Origin of the sequence: Sphingobium sp. CR2-8 (genome assembly GCF_035818615.1) — a bacterium.
GTDB lineage: Bacteria > Pseudomonadota > Alphaproteobacteria > Sphingomonadales > Sphingomonadaceae > Sphingobium.
On sequence record NZ_JAYKZY010000002.1, the window covers coordinates 3,494,033 to 3,508,849 of the forward strand.

A 14,817-nucleotide genomic window follows, 5' to 3' on the forward strand; every position below is an offset into this window, starting at 1 on the left:
CTGTCGATCCGATCGGATCGGTCAGGGATTGGGCGTAGGCCGGGTCGTCGGGGGCTGTTGCCGCTGACGGTCGCGACCCAGCACATTATCGATCCACTGCTGGTCGATACGCGGGGGCTGCGGTCGGTCCTGCTGGGGGCGATCCTCCGGATCGACCTCCATCTGCGGATCGTCATCCTGCCTGTCACGGGCTTCGGGGCGCTGGCGTTCGATCGGCAGGCCATTTTCATCGACCATCATGCCGCCCATGCCGTTATCGGGGCTGCCATAATAGGCCTCATCATCCGGCTCCAACTGCCATTCGGGCAGCGTCACCTGGGTTTCGAACTGCTCGACCGGGCGCTTGGCGACGGCCACCTTCATATAATCGGCAAAGGCCCGGGCAGGCGCACGGCCGCCTTGCAGCCCGCCAACCGCCTTGGCGTCGTCGCGGCCCATCCAGACGCCGGTGGTGATGCCGCTGGAAAAACCGAGGAAATAGCCATCCTTGTTGCTGGTCGTCGTGCCGGTCTTGCCCGCCACTGGGCGACCGATCTGCGCTGCCTTGCCGGTGCCGGTGCTGACTGCCGTCTGCATCAGGTCCGTCATGCCCGCCGCGACCCATGGGGCGACCAGCACGCGGCTGGCATCGTCCTGATGGCTGTAGAGCAGGCGATCGTCGGCGGTCGTCACCTTGGTGATGCCGTAAGGCGTCACCGCAATGCCCTTGCGCGCGATCGAAGCCGCGGCGCGGGTCATGTCGATCAGCCGCACGTCCGACGTCCCCAGCACCATGGACGGATGGGTATTGACCGGCGTGGTGATGCCAAAGCGGCGCGCCATGTCGGCGACGGTCGGGAAGCCGACCTCCACACCCAGTTTCGCCGCGACCGTATTGATCGAATAGGCAAAGCCGGTGCGGATATCGATGTCGCCCGAAAACCGCCCGCTGCTGTTGCGGGGGGACCAGCCGTTGATCGTCACCGGTTCATCGGTGACGCCGGTGTCGGGCGTATAGCCAGCCTCCAGCGCGGCCATATAGACGAAGATCTTCCATGCCGATCCGGGCTGGCGCGTCGCGGTAGTGGCGCGATTATAGTTGGACGTGACATAATCCAGGCCGCCGACCATCGCCCGCACGGCGCCGTCGCGATCCAGGCTGACCATCGCGCCCTGCGTGCCGGACGGCACATTGGCCTTGATCGCGGCGGTCGCGGCGTTCTGCATGCCCAAATCGATCGTGGTATAGACTTCCAGCGGTTCGTTCGGTTCGTCGATCAGCAGGTCGAGCTGGGGCAGCGCCCAGTCGGTGAAATAGCGCACGCTGTTCTGCGGCGGCTCTGGCGCCATCTTGACGCTGGCCAGATCGACCTCGGCGCGCTGCGACGCGGAAATCGCCTCATTCGCCTGCATCAGGTCCAGCACGACGCCGGCCCGGCCGATCGCGGCATCCGCGTCCGCCGTGGGGGAATAGCTGGATGGGGCCTTGACCAGGCCAGCGACGATCGCAGCTTCGGGCAGGCTCAGGCGGGTGGCGGGGTGGCCGAAAAATTTGCGGCTGGCCGCGTCGATGCCATAGGCGCCGCCGCCGAAATAGACCTTGTTGAGGTAGAGTTCCAGGATCTGCCGCTTGGTAAATTTGCGTTCCAGCGCCAGCGCCAGCACCATTTCGCGGATCTTGCGCCCGAAACTATAGCTGTTGTTCAGGAAGATGTTGCGCGTCACCTGCTGGGTGATGGTCGATGCGCCCTGCCAGCGGCGGCCCGACCCGCGCCGCTCCACCGCGACCCAGGCAGCGCGCGCCATGCCGATCGGATCGACGCCGGGGTGCAGGTAGAAGCGCCGGTCCTCGGTCGACACCATCGCGTCGACCATGACCTGCGGAATCTGATCGAAGCGCAGCCATTGGCCGAAACTCGGCCCCAGGGACACGATCACGCTGCCATCGGCGGCGTGGACGCGGATCATTTGGCCGTTGGGGGATGATTTCAGGCTGTCATAGTCGGGCAGGGATTGCATCGCGATCACCACCGCGACGACGACGGCCAGCAGCCCGGCCACCGCTGCCGCCAGGCCGATCTTCAGCCCGCGCAGCGCCCATGTTTTCGCGCGGCCACGCGGCGCGCCCTTGCTCTTGCCTGATCCTGCCATCTGTGCCGCCCCGGATACGCGCTAATCCCGGCCCCTGCCAGCGCAAATCATGCGTCCGGCGCGGAAAAAGACCGTCGCGGCCTCCATGCGCATGGGCGCTTTACCGGGGATGAATGGGCAAGCATGTCCTACAACGCCACCCACGTTTTCGCCCTGATCCTGTTGAAGCTTCTATAAAGAAAGAGGCTTCGACAGGCTCAGCCCGAACGGGGCATGGTGAGGCCGCGCTATTCCGTCTCGTCGCGCGGCTTGAAGTCCAGGCTGGCGCTGTTCATGCAATAACGCAGGCCGTTGACGCCCGGGCCGTCCGGGAAGACATGGCCCAGATGGCCTTCGCACGCGGCGCAACGGACTTCGGTGCGGATCATGCCATGGCTGGCGTCGCGAATTTCCTCGACCGCGTCGATATCGACCGGCGCGGTGAAGCTGGGCCAGCCCGATCCGCTGTCATATTTTTCTTCCGCGTCGAACAGTTCGGCGCCGCAACCGGCGCAAAAATAGACGCCGTCCGCTTTGTTGCCATTATATTTGCCGGTAAAGGCGCGTTCCGTGCCCGCTTCGCGCAGCACATGATATTGTTCGGGGGAAAGGCGGTCGCGCCATTCGGCTTCGCTCAGGGTCAGCTTGTCCATCGCGTCTATATGGTTCTGTCCGCCCGGGGCTTCAAGCCCGCTCCCGCGCCGCCTGCCGCGCGATCGTCAACAGTTCGTGGCGGACCATCAGATCGCCCGTCCCCCGGCCCGACCGGGTGGCGCGTTCCGCCTCCAGCAGCCGCTGGAGCACGCGTGCGATGCCGGGCGCGTCCCACAGCTTCACCTGGCGCGACACCAGACCCTTTTCCTTCCAGAAAACCGCCTTGCCTGCCGCCTCCACCGCGCCTTCCAGCCGCCCGCTGGCGTCGAAATCGATGCGGATATGGGCGATCAGCATGGCGCGGTTGAGCAGCGGTCGAATAACGGACGCCATGGCGGTGCCGGTTTCGCCAAGACTGGTCAGTTCGCGGTGCATGGTTTTCAGGTCGCCGCCCAGCACGGCGTTGACCAGCGGGCCGACCTCCGTATCGGGATTGTCGGCGGACAGGGCGTCCAGCGCCTCCGCCGTCGCTTCGCTTGGCCGGTCGGGCGCGGCGTCGAGATAGAGAATCAGCTTCTCGATCTCACCTGTCATCAGCGCCCGGTCGCCATTGGCCAGCGCCACGATCCGCCGGGCCAGGTCGGACGACAGCCGCAACCCGCCGTCGCGCGCGATGCCGACAGCGATCTGTTCCGATTCGCGCGCATCGGGCTGGTAGGATATGCAGGCCATCGCCGCTTTGTGATCCAGCGCCAGCTTGACCAGCTTCGACGTGGCTTTGAGCGCCCCGGCGACCGCGATCACCGGGTTCCCAACCGCTTCGGCTTCGAGAAGCGCGGTCAAAGCGGGCACCGATTCCTCGCCCATGCCGCTGATGCGGACCCAGCGCTTGTCCCCGAACATGGAGAAGGCGGCGGCTTCGTCGGTCAGGCGGGCGGGATCGTCGCGCAGGGTCGGCCCGTCCAGGTCCACCCGCTCCGCGCCCGGCCCCATGGCGCGCTCCAGCCGCTTGGCCAGCGACTGGCTGCCCGCTTCATCGGGACCGTAGAGCAGGAAGAATTGTATGTCGGCCGCAGCCCCCTGACCCGGCGCGTCGAGCGCGCGTTCGATCTGGCCGCGATTGGCCTTCAAGGATTGGCAGCCTTGCGCGAAAAGAGCGCCAGGCGCGTGACGATCTGGTCCGCCACCGTTTGCGACAGCCGTTCCAGCGCCGTATCCTCGGCCGCGATCGTCGCATATTCGCTGGACGTCACGTCGATGCCGGCGTCCGATCCGGCCGTGTCGTCCAGCAACTGCGCGCCGGTCGTTTCATCCACCAGCTGATAGCGGGCGCGCAGCGTACGGCGCTCGCGGGTGATGGCGGCGTCGGCGCGCAGACCGAAACCGCTGATATTGTCGTCCAGCTTCACCACCAGCTTGTAACGCGGGCCGCTGCCCTGGCTCATGGCCGACAACCGGTCGTTCAGCGCATTGCGCATCAGCCAGCCGCCCTTGCCCTCGATCGGCTCGACCGTGACATTGCCCAACCCCTGCGCCACCACGCCATGCGCCCCCCGCCATAGACGGGGCGCAGGCCACATGCGGTGAGGAGCAGCGGGATGGCGAACAGGGGGAGGATGCGCTTCATATATCTTCCCTTAGCACTGTCGGAGCCAAATTGAACCGTGCTCCTGCGCAGGCAGGAGCCCAGTCCCATTGTATCATCAAGACACAAGGCCAGGACTGGGCTCCCGCCTGCGCGGGAGCACGTTCGAGGGTTAAATCACCAGATTCACCAGCCGGTCCGGCACCACGATCACCTTCTTGGGCGTCGCGCCGTCCAGGATGCGGATCACATTGGGCGCGGCCAGGGCCAGTTTTTCCAGTTCGTCCTTCGGCGTTCCCTTGGGCACGGTGATGGTGTCGCGCAGCTTGCCCATCACCTGGCAGGCGATGGTGACCTCATCATCGACCAGCAGCGCCGGGTCCACTGCAGGCCAGGCCGCGTCGGCGATCAGGCCCTCTCCGCCCATCTCCGCCCAGCCTTCCTCGGCCAGATGCGGGGTCATCGGCGCGACCAGCAGCGCCAGCGCACGAATCGCGGCGGTGCGCGATGCGGATGGCTTGGCCTTCTCGATCGCATTGGTGAGTTCGTAGATCTTGGCGACGGCCTTGTTGAAGCCCAGCGCCTCGATATCCTTCGCCACGCCGTCGACGGTCTGGTGCAGCTTGCGGTCCAAAGCCTTGTCCTGCCCCTCAGCGCTGGCATCCGCCTCCCCGAACAGCCGCCAGACGCGGTTGACGAAACGCCACGATCCTTCGATCCCGGCTTCGGTCCAGGGCAGGTCGCGTTCGGGCGGGCTGTCCGACAGCATGAACCAGCGCACCGCATCCGCGCCATATTGGGCGATGATATCGTCGGGATCGACGACATTCTTCTTGGACTTGGACATTTTGATGACCCGGCCGACCTCGACCGGTGCAGCGTCGGCGATCAGCGTCGCGCCTTCCGACGTACGCGCGATCTCACCGGGCGCGAAATAGACGGGGGGCATCCCTTCGCCCTGCTCCCGGCTATAGGTTTCATGCGTCACCATCCCCTGCGTGAACAGGCCGGTAAACGGTTCGGCAAAACCCAGCTGCCCCATATGCTGGAGCGCGCGGGTCCAGAAACGGGCGTAGAGAAGATGCAGGATCGCATGTTCCACGCCGCCGATATACTGGCCGACCGGCAACCATTGTTCGACCGTGGCGCGATCGAACGGCTTGTCCTTGGGCTGGCTGGCGAAGCGGATGAAATACCAGCTCGAATCGGCGAAGGTATCGAGCGTATCGGTTTCGCGCACGGCAGGCTGGCCGCAGCTTGGGCAGTCCACATGCTTCCAGGTCGGGTGGCGGTCCAGCGGATTGCCGGGAATGTCGAAGCTGACGTCTTCGGGCAGCACGACCGGCAACTGCTCCTTGGGCACGCCCACCGGGCCGCAGCTTTCGCAATGGATCACCGGGATCGGCGTGCCCCAGTAACGCTGGCGCGACACGCCCCAGTCGCGCAGGCGGAACACGGTCTTGCCCGCGCCCCAGCCTTCCAATTCGGCGCGGGCGATGACGGCGGCCTTGGCGGCTTCTACGCTCATCCCATCCAGAAAGCGGGAGTTCACCAGATGGCCGGGGCCGGTATAGGCTTCGTCGTGGATCGGCGTGTCGGCCTCCCCTTCCAGCGCGACGACGCGCTCGACCGGCAACATATATTTGCGCGCGAAGTCCAGGTCGCGCTGGTCATGCGCAGGCACGCCCATGACCGCGCCGGTGCCATAGTCCATGAGCACGAAATTGGCGATGAAGACGGGCAGCTGCCAGTCGGGGTCGAACGGATGCGCGACCGTCAGGCCGGTGTCGAATCCCAGCTTTTCGGCTGTTTCCAGTTCGGCGGCGGTGGTGCCGCCTTCCTTGCACTTTACAATAAAAGCCGCTGCATCGTTACTGTCTGCAGCAACAAGCTGAGCCAGGGGATGATCAGCAGCAATTGCTACGAAGCTGGCGCCAAAAATTGTGTCAGGGCGCGTCGAATATACCTCAATATACCCTGGCTCGCTCATGTTGTTCGAGCGATCGGGCTGCTGATCGTCAAGGACAAAAAGCGGGGTCGTCATTTCGAACTTGAATTGCAGGCCGACCGACTTGCCGATCCAGTTTTCCTGCATCAGCTTCACCTTGTCGGGCCACTGGTCCAGCGTAGCCAGGCCCGCCACGAGATCGTCCGCGAACTGGGTGATCTTGAGGAACCACTGGCTGAGCTTGCGCTTCTCGACCAGCGCGCCCGACCGCCAGCCGCGCCCGTCGATCACCTGCTCGTTCGCCAGCACGGTCATGTCGACCGGGTCCCAATTGACCGCCGACTCCTTGCGATAGACCAGGCCCGCTTCCAGCATATCCAGGAACAGCGCCTGTTCATGCCCATAATAGTCCGGCTCGCAGGTGGCGAGTTCGCGGCTCCAGTCGATGGCAAAGCCCAGCTTCTTCAACTGCGCGCGCATGTTGGCGATATTCTCGCGCGTCCAGTTGCCCGGATGCACCTTCTTTTCCATCGCCGCATTTTCGGCCGGCATGCCAAAGGCGTCCCAGCCCATCGGATGCAGCACTTCATGCCCCGTCATCCGGCGGAATCGCGCCAGTACGTCGCCCATCGAATAGTTGCGGACATGGCCGATATGGATGCGGCCCGACGGATAGGGAAACATCTCCAGCACATAGCTGCGCGGCTTGGTCGACGCGTCGTCGGCCTTGAAGCTCTGCTGGCTGTCCCATGTCGCCTGCCAGCGGGCGTCGGCCTCCAGCGGGTTGAAGCGCCTTTGCATCTCATGTCCTTACAAATGCGATCGGGCTGGACCTTGAAAAAGCCCAGCCCGGAGGGTTTGAAACAGGGCGCCGGTCACGCCCGAAAGGGTTGGATCAGCCGATCGCCGTGCGGCGCAGGTCGCGCGCCTTGGTCAGGATCACTTCCTCCAGCTTCTGCACGGTGGCGGCGGCTACAGGCGCATCGACCCACTGGCCACCCTGGTTGACCTGGCGGCTGGCGGCGACACGCAGCGCGTCGGCGCGCAGATCCTGGTCCAGGATCGTCACGGTCAGCTTCATCCGCTCACCCGGCGTGTTCGGATTGGCGTACCAGTCGGTGACGATTACGCCGCCGTTCGAATCGGTCTGCACCATCGGCATGAAGGACAATGTGTCCAGCGAGGCGCGCCACAGATAGGCGTTGACGCCGATCGTCGTGACCTTCGACGCGGCCAGGTCGGCCTTGGGCCGGTCCTTGGCGCCGCCGCCGCAGGCGGCAAGCGGTAGGAGCGCGGCCAGCAGCAGGCCGGCGGTTGCAGTGGTGGGAAGGCGGCGGACCATCAGGCATGTCCTAGCTTGAAAAAGACGAAAAACTGCCCGCTTCTATAGTGGTCGTGCGGGCTGGGGCAAGGGCCGCGATGCAAAGCCGTGTCAGGCTGCTTTGGTAACGCTCACTTCTTTCGCATCGCCTTATGTGTATTCCATGCAACAGCTCCGACAAAAAGGCGTTGTGCCCCTAGCCAATGGCGGCTTTGCGGGTGTAAAGCGTTATGCAATATATAACGGCGGGGAAAAGAATCGGGTCATGCGTGTGAACAGGGGCATTTTGGCAGGAACGGGCGCGGCGCTGGCCGTCGCTGGCTTCATGCTGTCTCCCGCGTTCGGCGCGGCGACCGACCTTGTTCGCCTGCGCGCTGAAGCGCCCGTGTCGCTTGGCGCACTGGGCAGCATCTCCTCCTTCACGCCGACCATCAAAGACCCGCGCCTTGCCGCCGCCTATGCGAAGATCGCAGCATCGGCAGGTCAGCGTGGTTTCCGCTTCACCCCGACCAGCGGTTCGCTGAGCGGTCGGCGCTCCGTCACCGTGATGGTGCGCGCGGCGGGCGGCGATCATGCGGTGCCCGATGGCGCGGTCGATACGATCGATATCAAGCCGATGGCTTTCAGCCTGAGCGGCGCGCATAACTGGCGCAAGTTCGCCCTGCCCGATGCGGTGGGCCGCAAGGCGCTCGACCCGGTTTCGGTCGAAACGATGGTCGATGCGAAGAATTTCTCGCTGAACGACGGCAAGAAGGACCGTTTCAGCACCAAGGTCCTGCTGGAAAACCGTCGCGACGCTGGCCCAGCTTCGACGGAGCGCAACCCGACGGCGGACAGGGATTATTCGCTGGATCTGGCCAGTTCCTATTCGCTGACGCGTAATCTGAACGTGACCGCTGGCATACGCTATAATAATAGCGTGGCCGGTCGCCTGACGCCTATGACGGACGACCGTCGGGATAGCCAGGCCGTCTATTTGGGCACCATCTTCAAATTCTGATTCGCTGACGGTCGCATGCCTGCGATTGAATTGATGCGCGGTTCGTGGATCGGCCCGTCGAACCCCGTTTGCAAAGTCGCGCCTGTTTTAGGACCAATCGACATTTAGATGATGACGAGCCGAAAATGGTTGTTTTTCGTGACCCGGAGCGCAGCGTACTAAAAGTACGTGAGCACCGGAAGCACGGAAAACAGCCATTTGCAGGCCGTCAGGGCTAAATGTCGATTGGTCCTAGGCCGGGTGCGGGAGAGTCTTTAGCTTTCCCGCACCCGGCACCGGCATGGTCATCTGGTGGCGTGTGCGATTTCCGGCACCGGAGAAGGCAGCGGCGCACCGGCAAAATGCGCGGCCAGATTCGCCTTCAACGTCGCCGCCATCCGCCCCACCGCTTCATGCGTCGCGCCACCCGTATGCGGCGTCAGCACGACATGGGGCACATCGGCCCAGCGTTTCGGATCGGTCGGCTCGGGATCGAACACGTCCAGCGCCGCGCCACCCAGCCGCCCGCCCTTCAGCGCTTCGATCAAGGCCGCCTCCGCCACCAATTGCCCTCGCGCGACATTGACCAGCAACCCCTCCGGCCCCAGCGCGTCGATGATCCGGGCATCGATCATGCCCCGGTTGCTGGCGTCGGCACGCGCGGCCACCACCAATATGTCGCTATCCCGCGCCAGCGCCTCCAGGCTATCGGCGCGCACCCACGGAAGGGACGGCTTGGGTCGTGGCCCCCACCAGCCGATCGCCATCCTCATCGCCTGCGCGCGCACCGCCACCGCCAGGCCGATCGCACCCATGCCGACGATGCCCAACCGCGCCCCGCCCATGGACCGGGTGCGCGTTTTGGCCTCCATCGTCCAGCCACCGGCCCGTAACTGGCGATCGCCCCCCACGATCCAGCGGCGGTGGGCCAGCATCAGGCCGATGGCATGGTCGGCGACATCCTCCGCATTGGCATTGCCGGCATGGCAGACGGCTATGCCGCGTTGCCGCGCGAGGTCGAGGTCGACGCCGTCATAACCCACGGTGAAGCAGGCGATGAGGCGCAGCCTTGGCATCGCATCCAGAAGGTCGCGCCCCAGCGGAAACTCCCCGGCCCACACCAGCGCATCGACGTCGCCCAACCGATCGGCCGCAGGCTCCTCCCATAGGGCGATGACGTCATGATCCGCACGCAACAGCGGCAATAGCGGCGCCAGCAAGGGCTGGCCCACCAACAGCAAAGGACGGCCCATGGCTCAACCGACCTGCCGCAAGGCCTGAGCGAAGTCGGCGATCAGATCGTCCGCATCCTCACAGCCGATCGAGATGCGCACCATATTGTCGCCGATGCCCAGTGCCTGCTTTCGCTCCGCGGGAACGGACAGGTGGGTCATTGCGGCGGGATGGCTGGCCAACGTCTCGGTGCCGCCCAGACTGACGGCCAGCTTGGCGATTTTGAGCGCATCGAGAAAAGCGAAGGCTTCCGCTTCGCCGCCTCTCAGGTAAAGCGAGAAGGTCGATCCCGCGCCGGTGCAATGGCGGCGATAGATGTCGGCCTGCCTCTCGGTTTCAGGAAAGCCCAGATAGACGATCTTCTCCACCTGCGGCTGGTCCTTCAGCCAGGTGCAGACCTTCTGCGCATTCTCTCCCGCCCGGCTCATCCGCAATTCCAGCGTCTCCAGGCTGCGCAGCAGCATCCAGGCGCTATGCGGGTCAAGGATGGTGCCGATCGTGTTGCGCATCAGGCGGATGCTGTTGATCAGCGCGTTGGTGCCCAGCACCCCGCCCGCGACCAGATCGCTATGGCCGCCAGCATATTTGGTCAGGCTGTAGATCACGAGGTCGGCGCCATGGGCCAGGGGCTTGAGCCACAATGGCCCCAGAAACGTGTTGTCGATCGCGACCGGGGGCACATGGGCGTCGCCCGCGAACCGCAAGTCGCGCTGCGCGACCACGGCCTCCACATCGACCAGCACGTTGGTAGGATTGGCCGGGCTTTCCAGATAGAGCAGGGCGACACGGCCCAATCCCTTGGCCTTTTCGATCACCGCGCCAATCTCGTCTTCGGTCGCGCCCGCAGGGAAATCGAGCCATTGCACCCCGAACTTGCCCAATATGCGTCCGATCAACGATTCGGTCGCAGCGTAAAGCGGCGCGCTATGCACGATGACATCGCCGGGCTGGACCAGCGCCAGCAAGGTCGTCGCGATCGCCGACATGCCGCTGGAAAAGAGGAGCGCGTCCTCCGCCTCTTCCCAGACCGACAGGCGATCCTCGCAAATCTCCTGATTGGGACCGTTGAAGCGGGAATAGACCAGACCTTCCGACCCGCCAGGGCGGATGCCGGTGACGCCTTCAAAATGGCGCTTGCCTGCGGCCGCGCTTTCGAAAGCGAAAGTGGAGGTCAGGAAGATGGGCGGCTTGAGCGACCCTTCCGATAGGGTCGGGTCATAGCCATGACCCATCATCAAGGTGGCGGGCTTCAATTTGCGGCCGTCGATTTCCATGATCGGGGCCTTGGGGCGGCGGCGGTTGCGCGGGGCTTCCACGCCGGTGAGGTCGGCTTCCGAAAGATCGGGCGAAAGATCGGGCGGGGTGTCGCCGGTCATATCATATCTCCTGCTGTAGCGGCATCTGCTGCGTCGCTGTCATGAACAGGAGTCTATGCAGGGTGGGACCCAAGGGCCAGAGGCTGGGTAAGATTATTTCTTGGCGCTATATGATTATTCCGTGCTCGCCACCGGATCAGGCGACCAGCCCCTCCTCCACTTCGACATCAACGGGGGCTTTGTCAGGCGTGGGCACGGGATGCGTCGGGCAAATCCGCGCGACATTCAGCGTCTGCGCATAGAAACCCCACCATTGCGTCCAGAAGACCGCAGGCATGAACCAGATATCGAACAGGACATCCGGCGTGGGTGCTGGGCTGTGAGTCTCGGTCATGGGCCACTTCCTCTCTCGCTGAGCCTATATCGTGCAGCCCCCTTATAGGTTCCAAAAAGCAGGGCGCTGCACCGGCGTGAAGGCGTTGCGCAATCTAACAGCGCGGCAACGGGATAGCAAAACAGGCAGACCGTGACAGACGCACCATGGCGACCTACATCCGGACGATGCAGCTTTGTCTCCCCGCCATCGTCGACGACTGGTTTGCGACGCGCGGATGGCAGCCGCGCGCCCACCAATTGGACATGCTGGCGGCGGCGGACCGGGGCGACCATGCATTGCTGGTCGCGCCAACCGGCGCGGGCAAGACGCTGGCGGGCTTCCTGCCGACGCTGGCGGACCTCATCAGCCATCCCACGGATCGGCTGCACACCCTCTATGTCTCCCCCTTGAAGGCGCTGGCGGTGGACGTTCGCCGCAATCTGCTGACCCCGATCGAGGAAATGGGGCTGCCGATCAGCGTCGAAACGCGCACCGGCGATACTCCCTCCGATCGCAAGGCGCGCCAGCGCGTCCGCCCGCCGCAGATATTGCTGACCACGCCCGAATCGCTGTCGCTCCTGCTCAGCTATCCCGATGCCGCCCTGCTCTTTTCGGACCTGAAGACGGTGATCGTGGATGAGGTCCACGCCTTCGCCACGCAAAAGCGCGGCGATCTGCTGAGCCTTTCCATGGCGCGCTTGCAGACGATCAATCCGGCGCTGCGCCGCGTGGCGCTGTCCGCCACGGTCGCGGACATCGACGCCTATCGGGCCTGGCTGGCGCCCGATGGGGATATCGACACGGTAACGGCGGTGCTGGGCGAAGCGGGCGCGGCGCCGAACGTCGCCATCCTCATCCCCGAAGGGCGCGTCCCCTGGTCCGGCCATTCGGGCAAATATGCGGCCAAACAGGTGATGGCGGAGATAGAGGCGCGGCAGACGACGCTCGTCTTTTGCAACACGCGGGGCCTGGCCGAACTTATCTTTCAGGAACTCTGGTCGGCGAACGACGCGAACCTGCCGATCGCCATCCACCATGGCAGCCTGTCGATCGAGGCACGGCGGAAGGTCGAATCGGCCATGGCGGCGGGCAAGCTGCGCGCGCTGGTGGCGACCGCTTCGCTGGACCTGGGCGTCGACTGGGGCAATGTCGATTGCGTGATCCAGATGGGGGCGCCCAAGGGGTCGTCCCGCCTGCTCCAGCGGATCGGGCGCGCCAATCACCGGCTCGACCAGGCGAGCGAGGCGATCCTGATCCCCGGCAATCGGTTCGAATATCTGGAGGCCCGCGCGGCGCTGGATGCGGTGGAGGCGGGCGAGCGCGATGCCGACGATTTCCGGCCTGGCAGTCTGGACGTATTGGCCCAGCATGTGATGGGTCTGGCCTGTGCCGGGCCATTCCGGGCGGAAGAACTGCTGGAGGAAGTACGCTCCGCCACCCCCTATAGCGCGCTGACCGCAGAAGCGTTCGACCATGTCCTGCATTTCATCGAAGGGGGGGCTATGCCCTGCGCGCCTATGACCGGTTCAAACGGCTGGCGCAGGATGAAGACGGGCGCTGGCGCGTGTCCCATCCCCGCTTCATCCAGCAGCACAGGCTGAACGCGGGCATCATTGTCGATCAGCCCGCACTCGCCGTGCGCTTCGCCAATGGCCGCAAGCTCGGTACGGTGGAGGAAGGCTTCGCCGCGCAATTGCGTCCCGGCGACAGTTTCTTCTTTTCCGGCATGGCGCTGGAAGTGGTGCGGATGGACACGTCGGACCTGACCGTGCGCGCGACGTCCAAACAGGCGCGTATTCCCAGTTGGGGCGGCAGCCGCATGGCGATGTCCACGCGTCTGGCCGACCGAGTACGCCATTTCCTGGCCGAACCGCAGGAATGGCCGCGATTCCCGCCCGATGTGCGGGACTGGCTGGAGATGCAGAAACTGCGTTCCGCCCTCCCCCAGCCCGGCCAGCTTCTGATCGAAACCTTCCCGCATGAAGGGCGCCATTATCTCGTCTGCTACAGTTTCGAAGGCTGGAACGCGCACCAGTCGCTCGGCATGCTGCTGACCCGGCGAATGGAGAGCCAGGGCCTGATGCCGCTGGGCTTCGTCTCCAACGACTATGCGCTGGCAGTCTATGGGCTGAAACCGATCACCGACCCGCAGAGCCTGTTTTCTGCGGATATTCTCGACCATGAATTTGTCGACTGGGTCGAACAGTCGAGTCTCTTGAAGCGCGCCTTCCGCGATGTGGCGGTGATTTCCGGCCTGATCGAGCGGCAGCATCCCGGCAAGCGTAAGACCGGGCGGCAGGTCACGTTCTCCACCGACCTCATCTATGACGTGCTGCGCAAATATCAGCCCGACCATCTGTTGCTCAAGGCCGCCTGGGCCGACGCGCGCGCACGCATGACCGATGTCGGGCGCCTGGGCGACCTCATCGATCGGGCCAGCCAGACCATGCTGCACGTCACGCTCGACCGCGTCAGTCCGCTGGCGGTGCCGGTGCTGATCCTGATCGGCCGCGAGCATGTCGCCCAGTCCGCCGCGGAGGACGCGCTACTGATCGAGGCCGAAGCGCTGGTCGCCGAAGCGATGCGCGCGGACTGATCCCCTATCCGGGCAAGCCGTTCATCGCCGCGAAGGGATCGTCGGTCGCATCCTCGTTCCAGCGATATTCAGCGCGGTGGGTGACCCAATGCGCCATGTCCTTGCCATAGAGTTTCGCGATCAGGGCCAGCGCCATGTCCGTCCCGGCCGAAATGCCGGAAGAGGATGTGAACTTCCCATCCTCGACCCACCGCGCCTTGGGCAGCCAGACGACCTTCGCGCCCTGGGCCGTCGCCCATTTCCATGCCATTTTGTTGCTGGTGGCCTTGATGCCGTCGAGCAGGCCGGACTTGGCCAACAATCCCGATCCGGTGCAGATGGTCGCGACCTGCGGTGTGGCGTCGGCCAACGCCCTGATCGCCGCGATGAAGCCGGGATTGTCGACCTCCCGCCGCGTGCCCATGCCGCCCGGGATCATCACGATGTCGAGGGGAGGCGCATCGGCAAGGCCGACATCGGCGAGCGCGGACGGCCCCGCACCGCTCTTGATCGGACCCGCCTTCTGCGCGATCATGACGATCTCGACCCGGTCCTTGATCATCCCGAACATTTCCAGCGGCCCGAACACGTCGAGCAGTTCGAACCCGTCGAACAAAACCATGCCCAGCTTTTTCTTCGGCCCGCTTGGCGGGACGGGTGGCTGGATGGAAATCGCAGCCTCGGACGGTTTGGACAGGGCCGCCAGCGAGAGCGCCGTGGCGCCGCCGATCAACAGGGTCCGGCGCGATGCATCTGGGCGTTTGTCGGTCATGGCGTGCCT

Annotated in this window: 10 protein-coding genes and 2 pseudogenes; 2 read left to right on the top strand and 10 right to left on the bottom strand. The window is 64.7% G+C overall.

Annotated elements, in window-relative coordinates:
* Positions 1-21: 21 nt before the first annotated feature.
* From U5A82_RS21120 to U5A82_RS21145, 6 genes and pseudogenes are all read right to left on the bottom strand, one after another.
* Positions 22-2,130 carry a transglycosylase domain-containing protein gene (locus tag U5A82_RS21120; protein WP_326292807.1) on the bottom strand — a complete coding sequence of 703 codons (2,109 nt, stop codon included), beginning with the start codon at positions 2,128-2,130 and terminating at the stop codon, positions 22-24.
* A gap of 227 nt (positions 2,131-2,357) precedes the next feature.
* On the bottom strand, positions 2,358-2,762 hold the full coding sequence (gene msrB, locus U5A82_RS21125; RefSeq protein WP_326292808.1) for a peptide-methionine (R)-S-oxide reductase MsrB: 405 nt from the start codon (positions 2,760-2,762) through the stop codon (positions 2,358-2,360).
* A gap of 31 nt (positions 2,763-2,793) precedes the next feature.
* A complete protein-coding gene (gene holA, locus U5A82_RS21130) occupies positions 2,794-3,834 on the bottom strand; it encodes a DNA polymerase III subunit delta (protein WP_326292809.1) in 1,041 nt (346 codons plus the stop codon).
* Positions 3,831-4,330 (bottom strand): annotated as a pseudogene (gene lptE, locus U5A82_RS21135) (LPS assembly lipoprotein LptE). The gene holA and the pseudogene lptE overlap by 4 nt, the downstream one beginning before the upstream one ends.
* 130 nt (positions 4,331-4,460) lie before the next feature.
* Complete coding sequence (gene leuS / locus U5A82_RS21140) at positions 4,461-7,037, bottom strand: leucine--tRNA ligase (RefSeq protein ID WP_326292810.1); 2,577 nt, start codon at positions 7,035-7,037, stop codon at positions 4,461-4,463.
* Positions 7,038-7,131: 94 nt separating this feature from the next.
* Positions 7,132-7,578, bottom strand: coding sequence for a DUF3576 domain-containing protein (locus tag U5A82_RS21145; RefSeq protein WP_326292811.1), 447 nt, complete (start codon positions 7,576-7,578; stop codon positions 7,132-7,134).
* Positions 7,579-7,822: 244 nt separating this feature from the next.
* Here U5A82_RS21145 and U5A82_RS21150 point away from each other — a divergent pair, with 244 nt between their 5' ends.
* On the top strand, positions 7,823-8,557 hold the full coding sequence (locus tag U5A82_RS21150; RefSeq protein WP_326292812.1) for a hypothetical protein: 735 nt from the start codon (positions 7,823-7,825) through the stop codon (positions 8,555-8,557).
* A 284-nt stretch (positions 8,558-8,841) separates the two neighbouring features.
* On the opposite strand, the gene U5A82_RS21155 is transcribed toward U5A82_RS21150, so the two are convergent.
* The 3 genes from U5A82_RS21155 to U5A82_RS21165 all read right to left on the bottom strand — a co-directional run bounded on the left by U5A82_RS21155 (position 8,842) and on the right by U5A82_RS21165 (position 11,479).
* Entirely contained in the window at positions 8,842-9,789 is a 948-nt protein-coding gene (locus U5A82_RS21155) for a 2-hydroxyacid dehydrogenase (RefSeq protein ID WP_326292813.1), read from the bottom strand.
* Between the two features lie 3 nt (positions 9,790-9,792).
* Complete coding sequence (locus tag U5A82_RS21160; RefSeq protein ID WP_326292814.1) at positions 9,793-11,145, bottom strand: cystathionine gamma-synthase family protein; 1,353 nt, start codon at positions 11,143-11,145, stop codon at positions 9,793-9,795.
* A gap of 136 nt (positions 11,146-11,281) precedes the next feature.
* The gene (locus U5A82_RS21165; protein WP_326292815.1) at positions 11,282-11,479 is read right to left on the bottom strand and encodes a hypothetical protein; all 198 of its coding nucleotides are present in this window, start codon (positions 11,477-11,479) and stop codon (positions 11,282-11,284) included.
* 167 nt (positions 11,480-11,646) lie between these two features.
* Between U5A82_RS21165 and U5A82_RS21170 the strand changes: the two are divergent.
* Positions 11,647-14,057, top strand: a pseudogene (locus tag U5A82_RS21170) (ligase-associated DNA damage response DEXH box helicase).
* A 4-nt stretch (positions 14,058-14,061) separates the two neighbouring features.
* On the opposite strand, the gene U5A82_RS21175 reads toward U5A82_RS21170, so the two are convergent.
* Positions 14,062-14,808 (bottom strand): DJ-1/PfpI family protein, encoded by a 747-nt coding sequence (locus U5A82_RS21175; protein ID WP_326292816.1) that lies wholly within the window; start codon positions 14,806-14,808, stop codon positions 14,062-14,064.
* Between the last annotated feature and the right edge of the window lie 9 nt (positions 14,809-14,817).